Annotated in this window: 22 protein-coding genes and 1 pseudogene; 17 read left to right on the top strand and 6 right to left on the bottom strand. The window is 64.7% G+C overall.

Annotation, left to right across the window (positions count from 1 at the left end):
* Window positions 1-1020: a 2-dehydropantoate 2-reductase gene (locus tag C1A30_RS13485; RefSeq protein WP_101948779.1), complete on the bottom strand. Its 1020-nt coding sequence runs from the start codon at window positions 1018-1020 to the stop codon at window positions 1-3.
* Between the two features lie 182 nt (window positions 1021-1202).
* Here C1A30_RS13485 and C1A30_RS13480 point away from each other — a divergent pair, with 182 nt between their 5' ends.
* From C1A30_RS13480 to C1A30_RS13465, 4 genes are all read left to right on the top strand, one after another.
* On the top strand, window positions 1203-2282 hold the full coding sequence (locus C1A30_RS13480) for a Re/Si-specific NAD(P)(+) transhydrogenase subunit alpha (protein ID WP_101948778.1): 1080 nt from the start codon (window positions 1203-1205) through the stop codon (window positions 2280-2282).
* 1 nt (window position 2283) lies between these two features.
* Window positions 2284-2610 (top strand): NAD(P) transhydrogenase subunit alpha, encoded by a 327-nt coding sequence (locus C1A30_RS13475; RefSeq protein WP_101948777.1) that lies wholly within the window; start codon window positions 2284-2286, stop codon window positions 2608-2610.
* Window positions 2607-4031 (top strand): NAD(P)(+) transhydrogenase (Re/Si-specific) subunit beta, encoded by a 1425-nt coding sequence (locus tag C1A30_RS13470; RefSeq protein WP_101948776.1) that lies wholly within the window; start codon window positions 2607-2609, stop codon window positions 4029-4031. Before C1A30_RS13475 ends, C1A30_RS13470 begins: the two co-directional genes overlap by 4 nt.
* A gap of 131 nt (window positions 4032-4162) precedes the next feature.
* Window positions 4163-6430: an FdhF/YdeP family oxidoreductase gene (locus C1A30_RS13465; protein ID WP_101948775.1), complete on the top strand. Its 2268-nt coding sequence runs from the start codon at window positions 4163-4165 to the stop codon at window positions 6428-6430.
* Here the strand turns inward: C1A30_RS13465 and C1A30_RS13460 are convergent.
* Together C1A30_RS13460 and C1A30_RS13455 are read right to left on the bottom strand one after the other, a co-directional pair.
* Complete coding sequence (locus C1A30_RS13460) at window positions 6423-7097, bottom strand: DUF5995 family protein (protein ID WP_101948774.1); 675 nt, start codon at window positions 7095-7097, stop codon at window positions 6423-6425. The two genes, C1A30_RS13465 and C1A30_RS13460, sit on opposite strands and share 8 nt — an antisense overlap.
* A 66-nt stretch (window positions 7098-7163) precedes the next feature.
* Complete coding sequence (locus C1A30_RS13455; protein WP_101948773.1) at window positions 7164-7457, bottom strand: putative quinol monooxygenase; 294 nt, start codon at window positions 7455-7457, stop codon at window positions 7164-7166.
* Window positions 7458-7729: 272 nt separating this feature from the next.
* Here C1A30_RS13455 and C1A30_RS13450 point away from each other — a divergent pair, with 272 nt between their 5' ends.
* The 3 genes and pseudogenes from C1A30_RS13450 to C1A30_RS13440 all read left to right on the top strand — a co-directional run bounded on the left by C1A30_RS13450 (window position 7730) and on the right by C1A30_RS13440 (window position 11010).
* The gene (locus C1A30_RS13450; protein ID WP_101948772.1) at window positions 7730-9391 is read left to right on the top strand and encodes an acetolactate synthase large subunit; all 1662 of its coding nucleotides are present in this window, start codon (window positions 7730-7732) and stop codon (window positions 9389-9391) included.
* Between the two features lie 64 nt (window positions 9392-9455).
* Window positions 9456-9548 (top strand): annotated as a pseudogene (locus tag C1A30_RS36520) (SDR family NAD(P)-dependent oxidoreductase); the annotation flags it as partial.
* A gap of 223 nt (window positions 9549-9771) precedes the next feature.
* Window positions 9772-11010 (top strand): thiolase family protein, encoded by a 1239-nt coding sequence (locus C1A30_RS13440; protein ID WP_101948770.1) that lies wholly within the window; start codon window positions 9772-9774, stop codon window positions 11008-11010.
* Window positions 11011-11013: 3 nt separating this feature from the next.
* Here the strand turns inward: C1A30_RS13440 and C1A30_RS13435 are convergent, their stop codons facing one another.
* The gene (locus C1A30_RS13435; RefSeq protein ID WP_101948769.1) at window positions 11014-11733 is read right to left on the bottom strand and encodes a carbonic anhydrase; all 720 of its coding nucleotides are present in this window, start codon (window positions 11731-11733) and stop codon (window positions 11014-11016) included.
* Between the two features lie 148 nt (window positions 11734-11881).
* Between C1A30_RS13435 and C1A30_RS13430 the strand changes: the two genes are divergently transcribed.
* The 10 genes from C1A30_RS13430 to C1A30_RS13385 all read left to right on the top strand — a co-directional run bounded on the left by C1A30_RS13430 (window position 11882) and on the right by C1A30_RS13385 (window position 20865).
* Window positions 11882-12502, top strand: a complete 621-nt coding sequence (locus tag C1A30_RS13430) for a TetR/AcrR family transcriptional regulator (protein WP_101948768.1) — start codon at window positions 11882-11884, stop codon at window positions 12500-12502.
* The gene (locus C1A30_RS13425) at window positions 12503-12931 is read left to right on the top strand and encodes an MmpS family transport accessory protein (protein WP_101948767.1); all 429 of its coding nucleotides are present in this window, start codon (window positions 12503-12505) and stop codon (window positions 12929-12931) included.
* A complete protein-coding gene (locus tag C1A30_RS13420; protein ID WP_101948766.1) occupies window positions 12928-15822 on the top strand; it encodes an RND family transporter in 2895 nt (964 codons plus the stop codon). Before C1A30_RS13425 ends, C1A30_RS13420 begins: the two co-directional genes overlap by 4 nt.
* A gap of 131 nt (window positions 15823-15953) precedes the next feature.
* Window positions 15954-16367: a DUF6319 family protein gene (locus C1A30_RS13415; RefSeq protein ID WP_235009876.1), complete on the top strand. Its 414-nt coding sequence runs from the start codon at window positions 15954-15956 to the stop codon at window positions 16365-16367.
* 51 nt (window positions 16368-16418) lie between these two features.
* Window positions 16419-16820: a heme-binding protein gene (locus C1A30_RS13410; protein WP_101950180.1), complete on the top strand. Its 402-nt coding sequence runs from the start codon at window positions 16419-16421 to the stop codon at window positions 16818-16820.
* A gap of 197 nt (window positions 16821-17017) precedes the next feature.
* Window positions 17018-17962: a metal ABC transporter solute-binding protein, Zn/Mn family gene (locus C1A30_RS13405; RefSeq protein WP_235009874.1), complete on the top strand. Its 945-nt coding sequence runs from the start codon at window positions 17018-17020 to the stop codon at window positions 17960-17962.
* Window positions 17963-18760: a metal ABC transporter ATP-binding protein gene (locus tag C1A30_RS13400; protein WP_200828257.1), complete on the top strand. Its 798-nt coding sequence runs from the start codon at window positions 17963-17965 to the stop codon at window positions 18758-18760.
* A complete protein-coding gene (locus tag C1A30_RS13395) occupies window positions 18757-19611 on the top strand; it encodes a metal ABC transporter permease (RefSeq protein ID WP_101948764.1) in 855 nt (284 codons plus the stop codon). The genes C1A30_RS13400 and C1A30_RS13395 overlap by 4 nt, the downstream gene beginning before the upstream one ends.
* Window positions 19608-20519: a metal ABC transporter permease gene (locus C1A30_RS13390; protein WP_235009872.1), complete on the top strand. Its 912-nt coding sequence runs from the start codon at window positions 19608-19610 to the stop codon at window positions 20517-20519. The genes C1A30_RS13395 and C1A30_RS13390 overlap by 4 nt, the downstream gene beginning before the upstream one ends.
* Window positions 20467-20865 (top strand): Fur family transcriptional regulator, encoded by a 399-nt coding sequence (locus C1A30_RS13385; RefSeq protein ID WP_101948762.1) that lies wholly within the window; start codon window positions 20467-20469, stop codon window positions 20863-20865. The genes C1A30_RS13390 and C1A30_RS13385 overlap by 53 nt, the downstream gene beginning before the upstream one ends.
* Before the next feature lie 8 nt (window positions 20866-20873).
* Here C1A30_RS13385 and C1A30_RS13380 read toward each other — a convergent pair whose 3' ends face one another.
* Together C1A30_RS13380 and C1A30_RS13375 are read right to left on the bottom strand one after the other, a co-directional pair.
* Window positions 20874-21608 (bottom strand): SDR family NAD(P)-dependent oxidoreductase, encoded by a 735-nt coding sequence (locus C1A30_RS13380; protein ID WP_101948761.1) that lies wholly within the window; start codon window positions 21606-21608, stop codon window positions 20874-20876.
* The gene (locus C1A30_RS13375; protein ID WP_101948760.1) at window positions 21595-22494 is read right to left on the bottom strand and encodes a TIGR03619 family F420-dependent LLM class oxidoreductase; all 900 of its coding nucleotides are present in this window, start codon (window positions 22492-22494) and stop codon (window positions 21595-21597) included. Before C1A30_RS13375 ends, C1A30_RS13380 begins: the two co-directional genes overlap by 14 nt.
* Between the last annotated feature and the right edge of the window lie 40 nt (window positions 22495-22534).

Here is a 22534-nt window from a genome sequence, read left to right as displayed (position 1 = left end):
TCAGCGCAGCGCGGGTTCGGGCTGCGGGACAACGGCGGCATGCGACGTCGCAGGCGCGCAGGTCTGGGCAAGGAGGTCGGCGGCGGCGTGCACGGTGCGAAGCGTCGGCGCGGGGGCGCCGGTGAGGTCGGCCATCTCCACCACCGCGGTGACGATGGCGTCGAGCTCCAGCTGCTTACCGGCCTCGAGGTCCTGCAGCATGGACGTCTTGTGGTGGCCGACGTTCTCCGCGCCGCGCAGCCGCTTCTCGATCGAAATGTCCGGTGTACTACCGACTCTGGCCGCGATGTCGAGCGTCTCCTCCATCAGCTGGGTGACGATCGTGCGGGTGTTGGGGTTCTGGCAGATCTCGACCATGGTGGCCCTGGTGAGCGCGCTCAGCGGATTGAACGCGACGTTGCCCATCAGCTTGATCCAGATGTCGTCGCGCAGGTTCGCCTCGACCGGCGCCTTCAGTCCGCCGGCAATCATCGCGTCGCTCAGGTCTTTACAGCGTTGCGAGATCTCCCCGGACGGCTCGCCGATCGAGAACCGGGTGCCCTCGAGATGCCGGATCACGCCCGGCGCCTCGATCGTCGTCGCCGGATAGACCACACAGCCGATCGCCCTCTCCGGTTTCAGCACGGCACTGGTGGCCCCGCCCGGATCAACGGCTTCGATGCGGCGGCCCTCGTACGGCCCGGGCAGTTGATGGAAGTACCACCACGGAATTCCGTTCTGCGCGGGCAGGACTGCGGTGTGCTCACCCAGCAGCGGCTGCACCAGCGGACCACAGGAGGGATAGCTGTGCGCCTTGAGCCCGAGGAAGACATAGTCGACGGGGCCGATCTCGGCGGGATCGTCGGTGGCGTGCGGGTGCGCCACGAAGTCGCCGCGCGGGCTGAGCACCTGCACCCCGTTCTCCCGCATGGCCCGCAGATGCTCGTTGCGTGCGATCAGGTGGACCTCAGCACCGCCTCGGTGCAGCGAAGCGCCCCAGTACGCGCCAATTGCTCCGGCCCCGACGACTGCAATCTTCATGGCGACACTCCTGCCTGTGGATACTGTATGTACAGCCACGCGCGGCCACGACAGCCGTGCGGGTTCCTCGGATCTGGTTGCATACAGTATGCGATCTCCTTTACTGTGGCAATGGTCCGCGCCTGGGCGTCGCCGTTATCGGCGTACGAACTTTCTGCCCGGCCACAGCCAGGAAGAGGAATATGACGCTGATCGGAGTGCCGCGCGAGACCGCGGCAGATGAACGCCGTGTCGCGCTGGTCCCCAAGGTCGTCGAGAAACTGCGCGCTGCAGGCCTCGACGTCGTCGTCGAAAGTGGCGCCGGCACAGGGGCTTTGATTCCTGACGAACAGTACGAACGCGCGGGCGCCACGATCGGTGACCCATGGCCCGCCGATCTGGTGGTGAAGGTCAACCCGCCGACCAAGGACGAAATCGCGCTGCTGAAGCCCGAATCCACGATCGTGGGCTTCCTGGCGCCCCGCACACATCCCGAGGTTGCCGAGGATCTGCGGCTCGCGGGCGTCACAGGCTTTGCCATGGAAGCGATTCCACGGATCTCCCGCGCACAGGCGATGGATGCATTGTCATCGCAGGCCAACGTCGCCGGTTATAAGGCCGTGTTGGTGGCGGCCTCGGAGGCCACCCGCTTCTTCCCGATGCTGACCACCGCGGCGGGCACCGTGAAGCCGGCCACCGTGCTGGTGCTCGGTGTCGGTGTGGCCGGTCTGCAGGCGTTGGCGACGGCCAAGCGGCTCGGCGGCAAGACCACGGGCTACGACGTGCGGCCCGAAGTCGCCGATCAGGTGCGCTCGGTCGGTGCACAGTGGCTTGACCTCGGCATTGACGCCGCCGGAGAGGGCGGCTACGCGCGCGAACTCACCGAGGCCGAGCGGGCCCAGCAGCAGGACGCGCTGGAGAAGGCGATCACGGGGTTCGATGTCGTCATCACCACCGCCCTGGTTCCCGGCAGGCCCGCGCCCCGGCTGGTCACGGCGGCCGCGGTGCGCGGTATGAAGCCGGGCAGTGTGGTGGTCGACCTGGCCGGTGAGACCGGCGGCAACTGCGAGCTGACCGAACCCGGCCAGACCGTCGTCAAACACGATGTGACGATCGCGTCGCCGCTGAACCTGCCTGCCACCATGCCCGAACACGCCAGCGAGTTGTACGCCAAGAACATTGCGTCGCTGCTCGAGCTGTTGATCAAGGACGGCGAAGTGGCACCGGATTTCGAAGACGAAGTCGTGGCTGCTTCGTGCGTCACACGTGAGGAGACCAACTGAGATGTACGACCAGTTGTTGGCCAATCTGGCGATCCTGGTGTTGTCAGGGTTCGTCGGGTTCTCGGTGATCTCCAAGGTGCCCAACACCTTGCACACCCCGTTGATGTCGGGCACCAACGCAATTCACGGCATCGTGCTGATCGGTGCGCTGGTGGTGCTCGGCCGCGTCGAGCACCCCAACCTCGCCGAGCAGGTCATCCTGTTCGTCGCGGTCGTGTTCGGCACGCTCAACGTGGTCGGCGGCTTCGTGGTGACCGACCGGATGCTGGGCATGTTCAAAGGTAAGAAGCCGGCCTCCGCCGTGGGAACGAATGGGCAAGCGCGATGAACTATCTCGTCACAGTGCTGTACATCATCGCGTTCGCGATGTTCATCTACGGCCTGATGGGGTTGACCGGACCCAAGACCGCGGTGCGCGGCAACTGGATCGCGGGTGCGGGGATGGCCGTCGCGGTCCTCGCGACGCTGATCGCGATCCGGCACAGCGAGAACTGGGGCCTGATCATCGCCGGCCTCCTGCTCGGGGTGGCACTCGGGGTGCCGCCGGCCCGGATGACGAAGATGACCGCGATGCCGCAGCTGGTCGCCCTGTTCAACGGGGTCGGTGGCGGCACGGTGGCGCTGATCGCGCTGTCGGAATTCATTGACACCGCGGGCTTTTCGGATTTCCAGCACGGGGAGTCGCCGACCGTGCACATCGTGGTGGCCTCACTGTTCGCCGCGATCATCGGCTCGGTGTCGTTCTGGGGTTCGATCATCGCGTTCGGCAAGCTGCAGGAGGTGCTGCCGGGCCGCCCGATCGGTATCGGCAAGGCACAGCAGCCGTTCAACCTGTTGCTGCTCGCGGGCGCGGTCGCCGCCGCGATCGCGATCGGCCTGGCCGCGCATCCGGGAAGCGGTGGCGCATCGCTGTGGTGGATGGTCGGACTGCTCGTCGCCGCGGGTGTCCTCGGCTTGATGGTGGTGCTGCCGATCGGCGGCGCCGATATGCCGGTGGTGATCTCGTTGCTCAACGCGCTGACCGGATTGTCCGCTGCGGCAGCAGGTTTGGCACTGGACAACACCGCGATGATCGTGGCGGGCATGATCGTCGGCGCCTCTGGTTCGATCCTGACCAACCTGATGGCTAAGGCGATGAACCGCTCCATCCCGGCGATCGTCGCAGGCGGCTTCGGCGGCGGCGGCATGGCGGCATCGAGCGACGACGGCACCGACAAGGTGGTCAAGGCCACCTCGGCGGCCGACGCCGCGATCCAGATGGCCTACGCCAACCAGGTCATCGTGGTGCCCGGCTACGGACTGGCCGTCGCGCAGGCCCAGCACGCCGTCAAGGACCTCGCGGGCATGCTCGAACAGCGCGGCGTGCCGGTGAAGTACGCGATCCATCCGGTCGCGGGGCGGATGCCAGGGCACATGAACGTGCTGCTGGCCGAGGCTGACGTCGAATACGACGCGATGAAGGAAATGGACGACATCAACGACGAATTCGGCAGGACCGACGTTACGATCGTCATCGGCGCCAACGACGTCACCAACCCGGCGGCGCGCAACGATCCGTCGAGTCCGATCCACGGCATGCCGATCCTCAACGTCGACCAGTCCAAGTCGGTCATCGTGCTCAAGCGCTCGATGAACTCCGGCTTCGCGGGCATCGAGAACCCGCTGTTCTACGCCGACGGCACCACCATGCTGTTCGGCGACGCCAAGAAGTCGGTCACCGAGGTCGCGGAGGAATTGAAGGTCCTCTGAGCGGCGCTGATAACATCTCGCTATCGGCCGGTAACAGATTTCTGTTGGACGGCTGTGGGCGCAGCCCGCAATGATGAAGGGCAGCAACGAGAGTCGGCTTGTCCGCGCGAGCACGAAAGGCAACTGAACACATGGGCGTCGAGAACCCGAAGGTCAAGCCGCCCAAGAAGTCAGCAGCCGGAGTGCCTGCGGTCATGCACGCGCTGGAGTACTCGCTGGAGCAGACTTCGCTGGTGCGGACGACGCTCAACCTGCTGAGCATCAATCAGGCTGACGGCATCGACTGCCCGGGCTGTGCATGGCCGGAGCCTGAGGCCGGTAAGCGGCACCGCAACGAGTACTGCGAGAACGGCGCCAAACACATCAACGACGAGGCGACCACCCGCCGGATAACCCGAGAGTTCTTCCGCGAGCACTCGATCTCCGAACTGGCCACGAAGTCGGACATGTGGCTCAACAAACAGGGCCGGTTGACCGAGCCGATGGTGAAGCGGCCCGGATCCGACCACTACGAGCCGATCGACTGGGACGGTGCCTTCGACGTTATGGCCACCGAGTTGCGCGGGCTGGATTCACCCGACGAGGCGCTGTTCTACACCTCGGGCAGGCTCAGCAACGAGGCGGCGTTTCTGCTGCAACTGTTCGCACGGGCGTACGGCACCAACAATCTGCCCGACTGTTCGAACATGTGCCACGAATCCAGCGGCGCCGGACTGAGTGAGACGCTGGGAATCGGCAAGGGCAGTGTGAGCCTCGAGGACCTCGAAACCGCCGACCTGGTGCTGGCGGTGGGACTCAACCCGGGGACCAACATGCCTCGGATGCTGTCGGCGCTGGAAGAAACCAAACGCAACGGCGGACACGTGATCGCGGTGAACCCGTTGCCCGAAGCGGGACTGATCCGGTTCAAGAATCCGCAGAAGGCCAGGGGAATCCTGGGCCGCGGCACCGCGATCGCCGATCAGTTCCTGCACATCAAGCCGTGTGGCGACCTGGCGCTGTTTCAGGCCATCAACGCGCTGCTGTTGAAGGCCGAAGACGACGCGCCGGGAATGGTGCTGGATTCCGATTTCATCGACACCCACACCACGGGTTTCGCGGAGTTCGCCGCCCACGCACGACAGATCTCCTGGCCGGATGTGCTTGACGCGACCGGTCTTTCGCAGCAGGAGATCCAGCAGGTCGTCGATCGGGTGCTCGCCAGCTCGAAGGTCATCGTGTGCTGGGCGATGGGCGTCACCCAGCAGAAGCACGGTGTGGCGACCGTGCGCGAGATCGTGAACTTCCTAATGCTGCGCGGAAACCTGGGCCGCCCGGGCGCGGGGGTGTGCCCGGTTCGCGGTCACAGCAACGTCCAGGGCGACCGCACGATGGGCATCTGGGAAAAGATGCCTCAGTCGTTCCTCGATGCGCTCGAGCGGGAGTTCGGCTTCGCTCCCCCGACGCACCACGGCCTCGACGCGGTGGACTCGATCAGGGCCATGCGCGACGGCCGGGCCAAGGTGTTCGTCGGCTTCGCAGGCAATTTCGTGCGCGCGACCCCTGACAGCGAGTTGACCGAACGCGCGATGCGCAATTGCCGGCTGACGGTGCACATCTCGACGAAGCTGAACATGTCGCATGCCGTGTGCGGTGACACGGCGCTGATCCTGCCCACCCTCGGCCGCAGCGACCGCGATGCCCAGGCGACGGGCGAGCAGTTCATCACGGTCGAAGACTCGATGAGCATCGTGCACCAGTCCCGCGGCAGGCTCACCCCCGCGTCCGAGCACCTCCTCAGCGAGGTGGCGATCGTCTGCCGACTGGCCCGCCGCACCCTGGGAGACACCCACGAAATCGGCTGGGAGAAGTTCGAATCCGACTACGACATGATCCGCGACGCGATCTCACGCGTGGTGCCCGATTTCGAGGACTTCAACGAGCGGGTGCGCCGGCCAGGTGGGTTCCGGCTGCCGAACCCGGTCAACGAGCACCGATTCAACACGGCGTCGGGCAGGGCGCAGTTCACCTGCAATACGTTCGACCGGATCCAGGTTCCGGCAGGGCATCTGGTGTTGCAGACGATGCGCAGCCACGACCAGTGGAACACCGTGCCGTACGCACCGAACGACCGGTACCGCGGCATCAAGAACGGTCGCCGCATCGTGCTGATCAACCCCGCCGACATCGAGGAACTCGGGTTGGTCGACCGGCAGATGGTCGACCTGGTGAGCACCTGGGACGACGGTGTCGAACGGCGAGCCGAGAACTTCCGGGTGGTCGCCTATCCCGCAGCGCGTGGTTCGGCGGCGTCGTACTACCCGGAAACCAATGTGCTGGTACCGCTGGACAGCGTCGCCGACATCAGCAACACCCCCACCTCCAAGGGCGTGTTCGTTCGCTTCGAGCCTGCTAGTTGAGCGAGGTCAGCAATAGCCGCGATCCCATTCCGACGGTGCGGGCCAGGGTTGCGGCGTAGGCGTCGAACAAGTAGCGGGTCCGGCGCAACTCCCACAGCGTCTGCGCGCTCAACCAGGCGAAGTCGCGTGCCTTTTCGATGTTCCACGACGTGACCAAGTGAGCGATCGGTCCCAGGTGGTCGTCGATGGACTGTTCGACGTCGGTGAGAAACGACCGACGGATCTCCGCCTCCACGCTGGCGAGCAGTTCGTTGACCTTGTCGAAATCCTGCTGAACACCTGCGCTTTCGGGCGTAAGCCGACGCGCAGCGCACGTGGTGACCACAGCGAGCGCCAGATCGTGCTCAATGTGCGCGTTCATGCCTGCGAGTGCGAATTGAATCGGCAATAAACCGGGATTCGCACGTGCGGCGAACAACGGCGCCCACGCCTTCGGTTTCGCGCCGGGGGCGTCGTAAGCCTCGAACCAGTAATCGGCGAATCGCACGTCGAGATCGGTGATGAAGGCGTCGTCGTGGAACACACCGCCGGAGGCCAAGCGCTCCGCGATCATTTCGGTGACCCGAAGATAGACCCGATTGAACACGGCGACGCCGTCACCCGCGGGCGCCTGCGAATCAATGACACGCATTCGTGCGAGCACATCTGCCACGGAACCCAACCCCATGAGTCCAATAAGAGCAGACGCACCGATGCACCGAACCCCGAACGCGCATATCGAACACGGCCTTGTTCAGACGTCGCTGATGACGTATCGCTTCTTGACGGGAGGCTCCGCGAGCAAGGGAGGCAGGTCGGTGATTCGGCCATCGCCGGCCCGAAAGCTGCGGTAAGCCTCGTCGTGCTCGACGGTGTCCCAGATCTCGTAGATGAGCCAGTGCGCCTCATCGTCCTCATCGACAAGGACGTCGGTTCGACTATTTCCGTCGAACCCGCGGGTGACTTGAAGCGCCTGACCCATGACGTCACGCGCAGCCGCGACCGACTCAGGCTTGAATTGCAGTTCGAGTGTCACGATGACCGTCATCCATGTCTCCCTTGTCTTGTTCGCAATGCTTCAGCACCACCCACTACAACGTATGTGGGTCGCCCAAACATCGTCTGACGCTGATAATTCTGCCGCGATTGACGAAGATTGAGCCGGTTAGCGCGATCGACGCTATCAGCGAACTCGAAACCCGCATCCGCTTCAACTCAGTGGTCGACGCCGGTGGGCCGGGTTTCCGTGAGGTACCTCAGGGTCGTTGACGCGTGCCGAAGGCAAGCCGCGACGAGGCGGTCGCGGCTACTCTCGCTCGAATGGACGAACAAAGTCGCACGACCGCCGATCTCATTGTCGAATGCCTGGAGAACGAGGGCGTGACACACGTCTTCGGCATCCCGGGTGAGGAGAACATCCGGTTGGTCGACGCTCTGTCGAGGTCGTCCATCGAGTATGTGCTGACCCGACACGAGCAAGGTGCCTCGTTCATGGCGGAGGTCTACGGCAGATTGACCGGCCGCGCCGGTGTCTGCTCAGCCACCCTCGGCCCTGGGGCAATCAATCTCTTACTCGGTGTCGCAGATGCAACAACGAATTCGACTCCGCTAGTTGCTGTTTCGGCCCAGGTAGGGATGCGTCGCAGCTATAAGGAATCCCACCAGGGGGTTGACCTCGTCTCGATGTTCACACCCGCGACCAAGTGGTCGGCGCTTGTCGCGACACCGCCAGCAGTCCCGGAGATGATCCGCAAAGCATTCAAGCTGGCCCAGACCGAGCGCCCTGGGGCGGTCTACCTCGCAGTCCCCGAGGACGTCGAAGACGCCGCCTACCCGGACGACTCCCGGCCGTTGCCTGTGAACGTCCCCCGACCGGACGACCCCTCGGCCGCCCAGCTGCAGCGTGCTTCGGAAATTCTTCGCAACGCGCGCAATCCCATCCTGCTCGCAGGGCATGGGGCTGCTCGCGGTGAAGCTTCACAGGCCGTGCGCCGGTTTGCTGAAGCCCTCGATATCCCGGTTGCCACAACGTTTCACGGCAAGGGCGTGATGCCTGACGACCATCCGCTCGCGCTTGGTGCGGTCGGTTTCATGCGCCATGACTACGTCAACTTCGGCTTCGACCAGGCCGATGTCATCGTGGCCGTAGGCTACGAATTGCAGGAATTCGATCCGGTCCGGATCAATCCCTCCGGGGACACCAGGATCATCCACATTCACCGCTTCCCCGCCGAAGTGGATGCCCACTACGACGTCGCGGTCGGCTTGCACGCCGACATCGGCCGGACCCTCGATGCGCTGGCAGAACTATTGACTCGCGAGCCGCCGTCCTCACCAGGGCACGAGATGATCCGCGAGTTGCTCGCCGGCGAACTCGAACGAGGCCGCGCCGACGACAGGTTCCCGATGGCCCCGGCCCGCATTGTCGCGGACACCCGAACAGCCTTGCGACGCAACGACATCGTCCTCGTGGACACCGGTGCCCTGAAGATGTGGATGGCACGGCTGTACCCCACCTACGAGCCGAACACCTGCCTGATCTCCAATGGGCTCTCGACCATGGCCTGGACAGTGCCTGGAGCGATCGCGGCGAAGATCGCCCGGCCGGACGCGAAGGTGCTCGTCGCCACTGGCGACGGAGCGTTTCTGATGAACTCCCAGGAGATCGAGACGGCCCTACGGCTGAGAACACCGATGGTGATCCTGATCTGGGAGGACAACGCCTATGGCCTGATCAGCTGGAAGATGGATCTCGAGATAGGCCACAACGTCGATACCCGCTTCAAGAATCCGGACTTCGTCGCCTATGCGGAGAGCTTCGGCGCGAAGGGCTACCGAATCACGGCGGCCGAGCAACTGTTACCGACCCTGCGCGAAGCACTCGCCGACGACACGGTCAGTGTCATTGCCTGCCCGGTCGACTACTCGGCGAACAGCGCGCTGATCGCCTCGCTGGGCGAGTTGGACGAGTCGTTGTCGTGACCATATCCAGCTGGGCCACAGGAGGTGGACCCAGCATGTCTGGTTACAGTCGGAGGTGGTCCGGATGGATCGCGGCGTAATGATCACAGGCGCCAGCCGCGGAATCGGTGCGGCGACCGCCCTGGTTTTCGCGGAACGCGGATTTCGGGTGGTCGTCATCATTCGCCGACTTGAGCTGGGAGCGGCTCGGCGGCAGGCTGGGCGGCGAATTGCCTTGATGGCCGAAAAGCCCGGTGTAGCAGCGGATTACATCGCCACGCTGATACCCAGGCTGACTCAGAACAAAGCGCAGCGACACTGCGAACGCTACGTTCATCCGTACTTGACCGCGGACGGGCGAGTAGACCTCGGCAAGGCACCGAACTGAGAGGCTGACAGCCATGACAGACGCGTTCATTCTCGGCGGAATACGCACACCGTTCGGACGCTACGGCGGCTCGCTGTCCCATATCCGGACCGACGATTTGCTCGGTATGACCATGCGGGGTGTGTGCGAACGCGTCGGAATGCCGCTAGAGCAGGTGGAGGACATCGTCGCCGGCTGTGTGAACACCGCCCACGAAGGGATGGGCGATGTCGCCAGGTGGGCCGCTCTGGCCGCCGGCTTCCCCGACAGTGTCGCGGGCGCCACGATCAATCGGTTTTGCGGCTCGTCCGTCAGCGCGACGGTCAACATCAGCCACGCGATCATGGCCGGCGATCTGAATGTGGGCATCGCCTGCGGCGTCGAATCGATGTCCCGGTCCGGCTGGGCCTACGTGAAGGGCGACGCCGCGTTCTCCCCACGCGGTCCCGTCTTTCTGCTCGACACCATGTGGGCCGGAGCTGGCGGCCCTCCGAACCCGAAGTTGTTGGCGCGCAACGCGTACATCTCGATGATCGAGACCGCGCAGAACGTGGCCGACCGATATGAGCTGACCCGCGAGGAGATCGACGCGTTCGCACTGCGGTCCCAGCAACGGGCGGCGGCGGCCCGCGATTCGGGCCGGCTGGCGAAAGAGATCATGCCGGTGCCGATCCCGGCAACCAAGACCACCCCGGCGCGGGTGTTCCAGCATGACGAGTTCATTCGCGATGACACCACAGCCGAGCGGTTGGCTGCGCTGCCTGCGCAGACCGGCACCACCCAGATGACCGCGGGCAACTCGTCGCCTCTCACCGACGGGGCCAGTGCGGTCATCGTCGCCTCGGGAGAGAAAGCCACCGAACTCGGCATCGAACCGTTGGCCAGGGTGGTGTCGTCGGCGGTCTACGCCCTCGATCCGCTGATCATGGGTCTCGGGCCGGCATGGGCAATGCCATTGGCACTCAAACGCGCCGGGATCACCCCCGAACAGGTCGACGTCTGGGAAGTACACGAGGCGTTCAGCGCCCAAGCGCTGGGTGTGCTGCGGGAACTGTCCAATCAACTGGACGGGTTCACCGTTCCAGACGACAAGCTGACTCCCAACGGAGGAGCGGTCGCCACCGGACATCCGTTCGGCGCCTCAGGCACTCGGTACGTGCTCACCCTGGCCACCGAGTTGCGTGAACGCAACGCGCGGTACGGGGTGATCGGCGTCTGCATCGGCTCAGGTCAAGGCATCGCGCTCGTGCTGGAGAACCCACAGGGAGGCTGATGGTCAGATCATGTCGACCCTGCCCGTATCGAGTTCGTAGTAGGCGCCGACCATCTTCAACTTGCCCTGCTTTTCCAGCAGCCCCAGGACGGGCGACTGCCGAAGCTGGGCGAGGGTGAGCTTCACGTTGGCACGAACGGCGTTGGTCACCCGGTCACCGGGCTGCCCCGAGACCTGGCGGACCGCGGGAGCCAGCGCCTCGACCAGGTAGCCGAGGTCACCCTGTTCCGGCGATTTCTTGTCAAACGCGTTCACAGCGGCCGTCAATGCTCCGCACCGTTGGTGTCCGAGCACCATCAGCAGCGGGGTGTTGAGTTCGGCCGCGCCGAACTCGAGGCTCCCGATCACGGAGTGGTCCAACACTTCCCCGGCAGACCGGACGACGACGAGATCACCGAAGCCGCGGTCGAAAACGAGCTCGACAGGCACCCGGGAGTCCACACAACTGAGGATGGTCGCGAAGGGTCGCTGAGTCGTGCGAACGGCCAGCCGCCGCGCCAGGTTGTCGTCGACATGTTCGGCGTGGTTGTCGACAAAGCGCCGGTTGCCGTCGGTGAGGAGCTGCAGCGCGTGGTCGGGGTCGGTGGCCAGCGGTTCGACGGCCGCACTGGCCGTGGCGCCGCCCTTCGTCGAGCTGGAACAGGAGCTGACGGCCAGAGCTGCTGTGCCGGTGGCAACTGCGAAGAGGAAGTTTCGGCGGGAATGCCCACGAGAAAGGGTCATGCGACTCCTTGGTTGGTCCGAACGGTCACCCGGAACCAACGGATTGCATACGATATTCGCTCAATGGCACAGCGCTCTGCCAGGAGTCGACGAGCAAATTCGCGACGAAACGCTTGTTGGGCGGCCGCTCAGCACTTAGTCTGCCTTGGTGTCCAGCACGGCTGCTGACGAGCGACCCCGCGTCCGACGAGAGGCGACGCGGGCTGCCCTGATCGAGGCAACCGCCCAAATCATGCTCGACGAGGGTTATGCCGCGGCCACGTCGCGCCGCGTCGCAGCGAAGGCCGGCGTCAAGCCCGCGCTCGTGCACTACTACTTCCCCAGCATGGACGACCTGTTCGTGGCCGTGCTGCGCGACAAGGCCGAGGAGAACATGGCGCATCAGCGTGAGGCGATCGCCCAGGCGCAACCGGTGCATGCGCTGTGGCAACTCAACGAGACGCTCGACGCGCAGCTGTTCACCGAATTCTTGGCGATGGCCAATCACCGCAAGGCGATTCGCAGCGAGATCGTCGCGTACGCCATGCGCTTCCGGGATCTTCAGGAGGGCGTCGTCACCTTGGCGCTGAAGGCGCGCGGACTCGATCTCGAACAGTTCCCGCCGGTCGTCATGACCATGATCATGGGCGGCTTGGCGCGAATGGTCCTGCACGAGAAGGGCCTTGGCATCACACGCGGGCACGACGAGGCCACGGCCTTCATCGAGCGATGGCTTGATCGCTTCGAAATGCCTGCGTGGGATGGGGACCCAGAGACGGAGCGCCGGTAGATGCTGCGTATCGCCAAGCGTTTCTGGGTCGTGCTGGTCATCGTGCTGGTGGTGGCCGTCGGGGTGTTCGTCGTGGACCGGTTCCGCGGCTTCTTCGGCCAGACCGTGCTCACGAAGCCGGGCGCAGGCCTGGTCAACGACCCGGAGCCGTTCAACCCCAAGGTCGTCAAGTACGAGATCTTCGGCAACGGGAGCATTGCCACGATCAACTACCTCGATCTGGACGCCCAACCGCAAAAGGCACTGAATGCACCGCTGCCGTGGGAGCTGACGCTGACCACCACCGCGCCCGCGGCCAGCCCCAACATCATCGCGCAAAGCGACGGCGGCACGATCGGCTGCCGGATCTCCGTCGACGGCGTGGTCAAAGACGAGAGGACCACTGACGGCGTGAACGCCCAGACGTTCTGTTTGGTGAAGTCGGCATGAGCAACACACATGTCGGCGCGCATCCGATCATCCCGCGCTTCATCCGGCTGTTCTGCGTGCCGATCTTCTTGGGCTGGATCGCGCTGACCGTGCTCGTCAATGTGGTCGTCCCGCAACTGGAGGCGGTCGGCGAGGCGCATGCCGTCTCGTTCGCCCCGAAGGACGCGCCGTCGATGCAGGCGATGGAGCGCATCGGTCACAACTTCGACGAGTTCAACTCCAACAGTTCGGCGATGATCATCCTCGAGAGCGACCAGCCACTCGGCGATGCCGCGCACAAGTATTACGACGGGCTGATCGACAAACTCGAGGCCGACAAGACGCACGTCCAACACGTCCAGGATTTCTGGGGCGATCCGCTGACCGCCTCCGGCGCGCAGAGCGCCGACAACAAAGCCGCCTACGTCCAGGTCTATCTCGCTGGCAACCAGGGCGAGAGCCTGGCGAACGAGTCGGTGCAAGCCGTGCGCGACATCATCGACAAGTCAACGCCGCCACCGGGACTCAAGACATATGTCACGGGTGCCACGCCTTTGTCGACCGATCAGCACCATGCCGGCGACAAGACCGTCAAGTTGATCACCGCCATCACCATGGGCGTCATCTTCGTGATGCTCCTTCTGGTCTACCGGTCCATCGCCACCGTGCTGCTCGTCCTGGTGATGATGTTCATCGAACTGTCCGCCGCCAGGGGAATCGTTGCCGCGCTGGCGTATTACGACTTGATCGGCTTGTCGACGTTCGCGGTCAACCTGCTCACCACCCTGGCCATCGCGGCGAGTACGGACTACGCGATCTTCCTGCTCGGGCGCTACCACGAAGCACGCAACAACGGTGAGGACCGCGAAACCGCTTTCTACACCATGTATCACGGCACCGCGCATGTGATTTTGGGCTCGGGCCTGACCATCGCGGGCGCGACGTTCTGCCTGCACTTCACCAGGCTGCCGTACTTCCAGTCGTTGGGTATTCCACTGGCGATCGGCATGCTGGTTGCGACCATCGCCGCGCTGACGATGGCGCCTGCGCTGCTGACGATCTGCAGCCGGTTCGGTCTGTTCGACCCGAAGCGCAAGACGGACACCCGGACCTGGCGGCGGGTCGGTACCGTCGTGGTGCGTTGGCCGGGACCGATTCTCGCGGCGTCGGTGGCGCTGGCGCTGATCGGGTTGCTTGCCCTGCCGTCGTACCGGCCCGGGTACAACGACCGCAATTACCTACCGCCGGACATCCCGGCCAATATCGGCTACGCGGCCGCGGACCGGCATTTCCCGCAGGCTCGGATGAATCCGGAACTGCTGATGGTCGAGACCGACCATGACGTGCGCAACCCGGCGGACATGTTGGTGATCGAGCGGATCGCTCGTGCGATCGCCCATACCGAGGGGGTCGGCAGGGTGCAGGCGATCACCCGGCCTCGCGGCGTGCCGATCGAGCACACCTCGATTCCGTTCATGATCAGTGCGCAGGGCACCACCCAGCAGATGAACCAGGACTACATGGACAAGGTCATGGCCAACATGCTCACGCAGGCCAATGACATGCAGACCTCCATCGACACGATGGAACGGATGCAGAACATCACCGTGCAGATGGCGGCCACCACGCACAGCATGGTCACCAAAATGCAAACCACCACGGTCGACATCGAGGAATTACGGGACCACATCGCCGATTTCGACGATTTCTTCCGGCCCATCCGCAACTACCTGTACTGGGAACCGCACTGCTACGACATCCCTATCTGCTGGTCGATGCGGTCCATCTTCGACACCCTCGACGGCATCGACACGATGACCGACGACATCAAGAACCTGATGCCGGACCTGGAAAAGCTGGACACGTTGATGCCGCAGTTGGTCGCGATCATGCCCGCGCAGATCGAAACCATGAAGAGCATGCAGCACATCACGCTGACCATGTACCAGAGTCAGAAGAGCCAGCAGGACCAGATGAAGGCGATGCAGGAGAACCAGAACGCGATGGGGCAAGCGTTCGATGCATCCAAGAACGACGACTCGTTCTACCTGCCGCCGGAGGTCTTCGACAACGCCGACTTCAAACGCGGCCTCAAGATGTTCGTGTCCCCCGACGGAAAGTCGGTGCGGTTCATCATCTCCCACGAAGGAGACCCCGCCACCCCGGAGGGCATCGCGCTGATCCCGAAGATCAAGAGCGCCGCGTTCGAGGCCATCAAGGGCACGCCACTGGAAGGCTCCAAGATCTACATGGCCGGCACCGCCTCGACATACAAGGACATGCAGGAAGGCGCCAATTGGGATCTGCTGATCGCCGGAATTGCTTCGCTCTGCCTGATTTTCATCATCATGCTGTTGTTGACCAGGGCGGTGATCGCCTCCGCGGTCATCGTCGGCACGGTGCTGATGTCGCTGGGCACATCGTTCGGGTTGTCCGTGCTGATCTGGGAGCACATCCTCGGCACACCCCTGCACTGGCTGGTGCTGGCGATGTCGGTGATCATCCTGCTGGCAGTGGGCTCGGACTACAACCTGCTGTTGGTGTCCCGTTTCAAGGAGGAAATCCACGCGGGCATCAAGACGGGCATCATCCGGTCGATGGCGGGCACCGGTGCGGTGGTGACGTCGGCGGGCCTGGTGTTCGCGTTCACCATGATGACGATGGTGGTCAGCGATCTCGTCGTGGCGGGGCAGGTGGGCACCACGATTGGTCTCGGCCTGCTCTTCGACACGCTGATCATCCGGTCGTTCATGACGCCGTCGATCGCGGCCATGATGGGCCCCTGGTTCTGGTGGCCGCAGATCGTGCGGATGCGGCCAACACCGTCGCCGTGGCCGCAACCGCGGCAACCGGCCGACACGCCGGTGAGCGTCGGCGCCGGTGACGAAAACCCCACGGGCCCAATCAAATAGACACCACAGCGCTGATCTGAAGTCGGCGCGCGCGTGGCGAGTTGGCTAGTCCGTCGAACATATGTTCTAATGAATCTGAAGGCCAGCCCGCGGACTGCGGGCGATGTTTCGACAAGGAGATCGCCGCAACGATGACCGTAGACACTCTTGCACCCGAAGCGCTGTCCGTCGACTCCGACACTCCCACGGCGGCTGTGAGCACGCCGGGACTCTCCGCTGTGCCTCCCGCCGAGGAGAAGCCGAAGAAGTCGCCGGCCAAGAAGGCGGCCGGGAAGAAGGCCAAGACCCTCGAGCTGACGCTGACCGTCACCGGGACCGCCGACGGCGAGTGGCACGCCGAGCTCAAGCAGGGCAGCACCTACCTCGCCCGCGACCTTGCGGTCGCGGCCGCTGCGGTGTCGCGGGCCGCCAAGGAACTGCACGAGGACCTTTCCGTTCCCATCGATCAGGTCATCGAAGAGGCGCGGGCTCAGCAGGCCGCCAAGGTCGCCGCGCTGGAAGCCGAATTGGAAGCCGCCCGCAAGGCGCTCGCCGACTTGGACTGAAATATGCGCTAACGCACGGCGGATCGCTATGTTGACTCGGTGATGCACAGCATGACCGTTGACTTGGCGACTGCGCTACGCATGATCGCCGCTGCTCACGCCGAAGCCGAAAAACGCTCGATCCTGGTGTCCGCCGCCGTCGTCGATGCGGGCGGAAACCTCATCGCGTTCGGCAGGATGGACGGTGCGGAGATCGCGGGGCCGATTCTCGCCATCGACAAGGCGTACACCGCCGTCGCGAACCGCATCGCCACCTCCGAACTCGCCACTCTTGCCGCGCCGGGCGGCGAACTCTTCGGATTGCACGCCAACGCAGGCGGTCGTTTCGTCATCTTCGGCGGCGGCCTTCCCATTACTCACGCTGGCGCCATCGTCGGCGGCGTCGGCGTCAGCGGTGCGAGTGCCGCCGACGACGAATCCTGCGCCGCCGCGGCGCTCCGGTGTCTTTCCTGATCGCCGAAACTACGGTTTCTGCTGGAATCCGGCCCGAAATTCATCAAAAACCGTAGCCTCGGCGCACTTCTGAGCCGAAACGGCCGCGATCCTGCCAATCAACTGGGAGTGGGCACCGGAGGGTTTCCGGTGCCCGGTTTCTGCTGCTAGGTTCCAACCGATAATGGAAATCGTTTTCATTTAGGTGAGGAGTCACGGTGGCAGGTCCACGCATGATCGGGTTGGGTGCAATCGCCGCAGCGGCGCTGACGGTGTCGGCCTGTGGCGGCGGGTCGACGAGTTCCGCGCCAAGTACCGCCAGTGCCACATCGGGAGTGCCGACGGCGAAAGTCGCTGTGGTGGCGACAATCAACGCGTGGGGCAGCATCGCGGCCCAGTTGGGCGGCGATCACGTCCAGGAAACCAGCATCATCACCAACCCCGACACCGATCCGCACGACTACGAACCCTCGCCCGCTGACGCCCGTACTGTCGCTGACGCAAAGGTGTTCATCGACAACGGAATCGGCTACGACAGTTGGGCCGACAAACTGCTTGCCGCCAACCCGAACGCCGACCGCGCCGTGCTGCGCGTCGGCGACGTGGTCGGGGTGCCCGACGGGGGCAATCCCCACCAGTGGTACTCCCCCGATTCAGTCGCCAAGGTCGTCGACGCGATCACCGCGGCGTACAAGAAGGCCGACCCTGCCGACGCCGGCTACTTCGACAGCCAGCGTCAACAGTTCCTCGACCAAGGTCTGAGGCAGTACCACGACCTGGTCGCCACGATCAAAACCAAGTACGCAGGCACGCCGGTCGGGGCAAGCGAGTCGATCTTCTCGCCGCTGTCGGATGCGTTGGGCCTCGACCTGAAAACGCCAGCGGATTTCCTCAAGGCGATCAGCGAGGGCACCGACCCGTCACCAGCCGACAAATCGACTGTGGACCAACAGATCTCGTCCAAGGCAATCAAGGTGTACGTGTTCAACACTCAGAACAGCACCCCTGACGTGGCGGCCCAGGTCGACGAGGCGAAGAAGCAAGGCATACCCGTCACCACGGTGACTGAGACGCTTTCGCCGGCCACGGCGTCGTTCCAGGACTGGCAGTCGGCCCAATTGTCCCAGTTGTCAGATGCGCTGCACGCGGCCACGGGGAAGTAAGTGACCACGGTGCGATTGCGCGACGCCGCCGCTGCCGTCGGCGGCCGTACCATCTGGTCGGGCGTCGACCTCGACGTGGCCCCAGGCGAATTCGTCGCCGTGCTCGGGCCCAATGGCGCGGGTAAGTCGACGCTACTGAAGGCGCTGCTCGGGTTAACGCCTGCGCGTGGGACCATCGAAGTCCTGGGTGCGCACCCCGGCAGGCGCAACAGCCGGATCGGCTATGTGGCGCAACGACGACCGTTCGACGCCAGCCTGCGGATCCGCGGAATCGACGTCGTGGGAATGGGATTCGACGGCGCACGATGGGGTACGCCGGTGCCGTGGCGCACCGCCACTCGACGTCACCGAGTGGCGCAGGTGGTCGAATCGGTGGGCGCCTGCGGGTATGCACGTCGGCCCATCGGCCGCTGTTCGGGCGGGGAACAGCAGCGACTGCTGCTGGCCCAGGCACTGGTACGGCGACCTGACTTGTTGCTGCTCGACGAACCGCTCGACAGCCTCGACGTGCCCAACCAGGCGGCGATAAGCGCGTTGGTGCGCGACATCTGCCGCCGCGACGGAGTGGCCGTGATCATGGTTGCCCACGACGTCAATCCGATCCTGCCGTACCTCGACCGCGTCGTGTACATCGCGCGTGGGACGGCGGTCGGTGGCACGCCCGAAGAAATCCTGACTGCGGACCAACTGACGTCGCTGTACGGCATGCCGATCGACGTGCTGCGCGACCGGACCGGCCGAATGTTCGTGGTGGGCCAGCCCGACGTGCCGCCGGGCCATGGCGACGATGCCCGATGAACCCGCAACCCAGTTGGAATCTGCTCGACGATCTGCAGCAGATGACCGCGTACCCGTTCATGGTCACGGCGCTGTGCTCGGGCACCGTGATAGCCGTGCTGGCCGGCGGGGTCGGCTGGATGATGGTGCTGCGCCGGGAAGCGTTCGCCGGGCACACCCTTGCAGTCGTCGGTTTCCCCGGCGCGGCGGCCGCCGCCTGGCTGGGCATGGCCACCGGCTACGGCTACCTGGCGGCCTGCGTCCTCGCGGCCGCGGCGATTGCGATGTTGCCGCCGCTGGCCCGGGCCGGCGGTCTGGGCGGGTTCACCGAACAGCCCGCAGTCATCGGTACCGTGCAGGCGCTCGCGTTGGCCACCGGCCTGCTGTTCGTCAGCCTCTACCACGGCTTCTTGTCAGGCCTGACCAACCTGCTGTTCGGCACCATCACCGGCGTGAGCACCGCGCAGTTTCGCGTGCTCCTCGCCGCCGCGTTGGCCTGTCTGGCCGCAATGGCCGCGATCGGCCGTCCGTTGATGTGGGCGTCGATCGACCCCGAAACCGCCTCGGCGAACGGCATTCCGACGCGTCTCGTCAGCGCGGCATTCCTGATGGTGCTCGGTGTCGCTGCGGCGGGCGCAAGCCAGATCACGGGCAGCTTACTGGTTTTCGCGCTGCTGGTAGCGCCGGCGGCCGCGGCGTTTCACCTCACCGCCCACCCCGGTTGGGGTATGACGGCTTCGGTGCTCATCGCATTGACGGTGACGTGGGTTGGCATCGGCTGTGCGTTCTTCACTCCGTATCCGATCGGATTCTGGGTCGCCACATTCGCATTCGCTGCTTACCTGGCCGCCGCGGGATGTCGCGCGAGGTGACCGCAACCGTGATCGCATCGGGGCCCGTCGCCGGACTGGTGCACATGTTGAGCCATCCCTTCATCGAGCGCGCGCTGCTCGCAGGCACCGCGGTGGCCGTGCTGTGCGGATTGGTGGGTTACTTCCTGGTGTTGCGCGGGCAGGTGTTCGCCGGTGACGCCCTCGGTCACGTCGCGTACACCGGCGCGATGGCCGCACTCGCCATCGGCTTCGACTTGCGCGCAGGGCTTTTCGTCGCGACTATCGGCGCGGGCCTGGCGCTGGGCTACGGCGGCCGCCGGGGTGCCGACGACGTCGCGATCGGGTCCTTCTTCGCCTGGACGCTGGGGCTTGGCGTGCTGTTCTTGACGTACTACACCGTTCACGGCAGTACGCGCAACGGCGCGGCGAACGTCAATGTGTTGTTCGGCAGCATCTTTGGGCTCAGCAGCGTGGCGACCATCATGACTGTCGAATTCGGTGTAGTCGCGCTGATCGTGCTGTTGGTGATGGCGCGACCGCTGCTGTTCGCCACCATCGACCCCGTCGTCGCGCGATCCGCCGGAGTGCCGACTCGGTTGCTCGCGGCGCTGTACCTGGCTGTGGTCGGCGCGACGGTGGCGACGGCCACCCCCGTCATCGGGTCGCTGCTCGTGCTCGGGCTGTTCGCCGCACCGGCCGCCGCAGCCGGCAGGCTGACCAGTCGGCCGTGGCGCGGATTCTGGCTTGCGGCAGGTCTTTCCGCGGCGTCACTGTGGATCGGCATCGGTCTGGCCTACGCCGTTCCCAAGGCTCCGGCCAGTTTCATGATCATGACCACCGCCGCCGCGATCTACGGCCTGACCGCCGTCCTCACCATGATCAAGGAGCGCCGCAATGGTTTCCGCGCAAGGCCGGCGACGAACACCCAAACGCCAGGCGGTCCTTGAGGTGCTCGGCCGAACTGAGACGTTTCGCACCGTTCAACAGGTGCACGCCGACATCAGGACTCATCACGATCTGCGAGTCGGCCTGTCGTCGGTGTACCGCATTTTGCGCAACCTCGCGGAGGAAAAGTTGGCCGAAGCCCAGCGCAGTGAGGACGGTGAACTGCTCTACCGCCTACTCACCGCGCCCGGGCACCGGCACTATCTGGTGTGCCGGCGGTGCGGCCGTGCCGTCGGCTTCACCGCCGACGACATCGAGGACATCTGTGTGCGATTAGCCGGTGAGCACGGCTTTCGCAATGTCACCCATCACGTCGACTTGTACGGTACCTGCCCGAGGTGTCAATGACTGGGTGCTCAGACCGCCGTCGTACCGCCGTCGACGATCAACTCCGTCCCGTTGACGTAGCTCGAGTCGTCCGAGGCGAGGAAGAGTGCGACGTTCGCAATCTCCTTGGCATTGCCCATTTTTCCCCGCGGGATCAACGCCTCGAACTGCGCCTTCGTCTGCTCGTCGAACAACTGCTCCTGGATCGGCGTGGCTACCTGGCCCGGCGTCAGCACGTTGACGCGGATCCTCCTGTCCGCCAACTCGGACAACCACACGCGGGCGTACGCATGCAGCACAGCCTTGCTCGCCGCGTACACACTCCAGGACGGATAGCCCCTGACCGATGCGATCGACCCGGTCATCAGAATCGAGCCGCCGTCGTTGAACAGTGGTAGCGCCTTCTGCACCGTGAACAGCGTGCCGCGTGCATTCAGCCCGAAAGTGGCATCGAAGTGCTGCTCGGTGATCTCACCGAGCTTGCGCTCCTCGCCGATGCCTGCGCTCGCCCACAACACGTCGATGGCGCCTTTTTCGCGCCTGACCGCGTCGAACAGATGGTCCAGCTCGTCCAGGTTGGCCGAATCAGCTCGCACGCCAGTCACATTCCGGCCGATCAGGCCGACGGCTTCATCCAGGACTTCCTGCCGCCTGCCCGAGATGAAGACGTGAGCTCCTTCGTCAACGAACAACTTGGCACCGGCCAGCGCCATACCGCTCGATCCACCCGTGATCACCGCTACCTTGCCCTCAAGCTTTCCCATGGTCACTCCATCGGGCGATCACCTGGCCGGCGAAGTCGAGCATCTCGTTGAGGGTGGGGAACATTGCGAAGGCATCAATGATCGCCTCATCAGCATCGGATTTGGCGAGGCGCTCGAGCTTCTCGACAACCGAGTCGACGGACGTACCCGCCTCGAGGTTGATTCGCATGGCCGTCTTCAGTGCATCCGGATCACGGCCCGCGTCTGTCGCCGCACCGCGCGCAATCGACCACAGATGGTCGGTGACCTCGTCCTGCAGCCCCTCCACCCCGAGCCAACCGGTGCCGCTGCGGCCGACCCGGCGCATCGCGGCCTCGCTGACACCGCCGATCCAGATGGGCGGACCGCCAGCCTGGACCGGGCGCAGGTCGGCATGGACCGGTGGCAACGAGAAGAACTCGCTTTCCCAGGACACCGGAGTGGTGGTCCACCACTCGCGCAGGAACGCCAGCAGGTCGTCGAGCATCTGCCCGCGCCGGCGCCAGTCGGCGCTGCGGGCGATGTCGTGTTCGTCCTTCATCCACCCGATTCCCACGCCCACGTCGAGGCGGCCAACGCTGAGCACGTCGAGCGTGGTCAGCAGCCGGGCCAGGTGCACCGGCTCGTAGTAGAACGTGCTGAGCGTGCTGGCGTTGAGCCGCACCCGGCTGGTGGCCGTCGCGGCGACCGTCCACAGCAGCACCGGATCGAGGTACCGGGTCATCTGCGGCGGGTACGGCTGCTCCTTACCCGGGTACGTGCTGTGCATGTCGACGGGCGTGACCAGGCGATCGCCGACCCACAGCGTGTCGTAGCCGAGCTCCTCGAGTCCGCGGCAGAACGCGCTCAAACCAGCGGCGCTGCTGACAGCGGGGCCGACAATGGGGAGTGCGAAGCCAAGCTTCATCACGAAAATCCTTTCGATGATCTATCAACCATTCTGAGGG

Source organism: Mycobacterium sp. 3519A (assembly GCF_900240945.1).
Lineage (GTDB): Bacteria > Actinomycetota > Actinomycetes > Mycobacteriales > Mycobacteriaceae > Mycobacterium.
The sequence above is the reverse complement of the archived record's forward strand: the minus strand, read 5'-3'. Positions and strand labels throughout refer to the sequence as shown.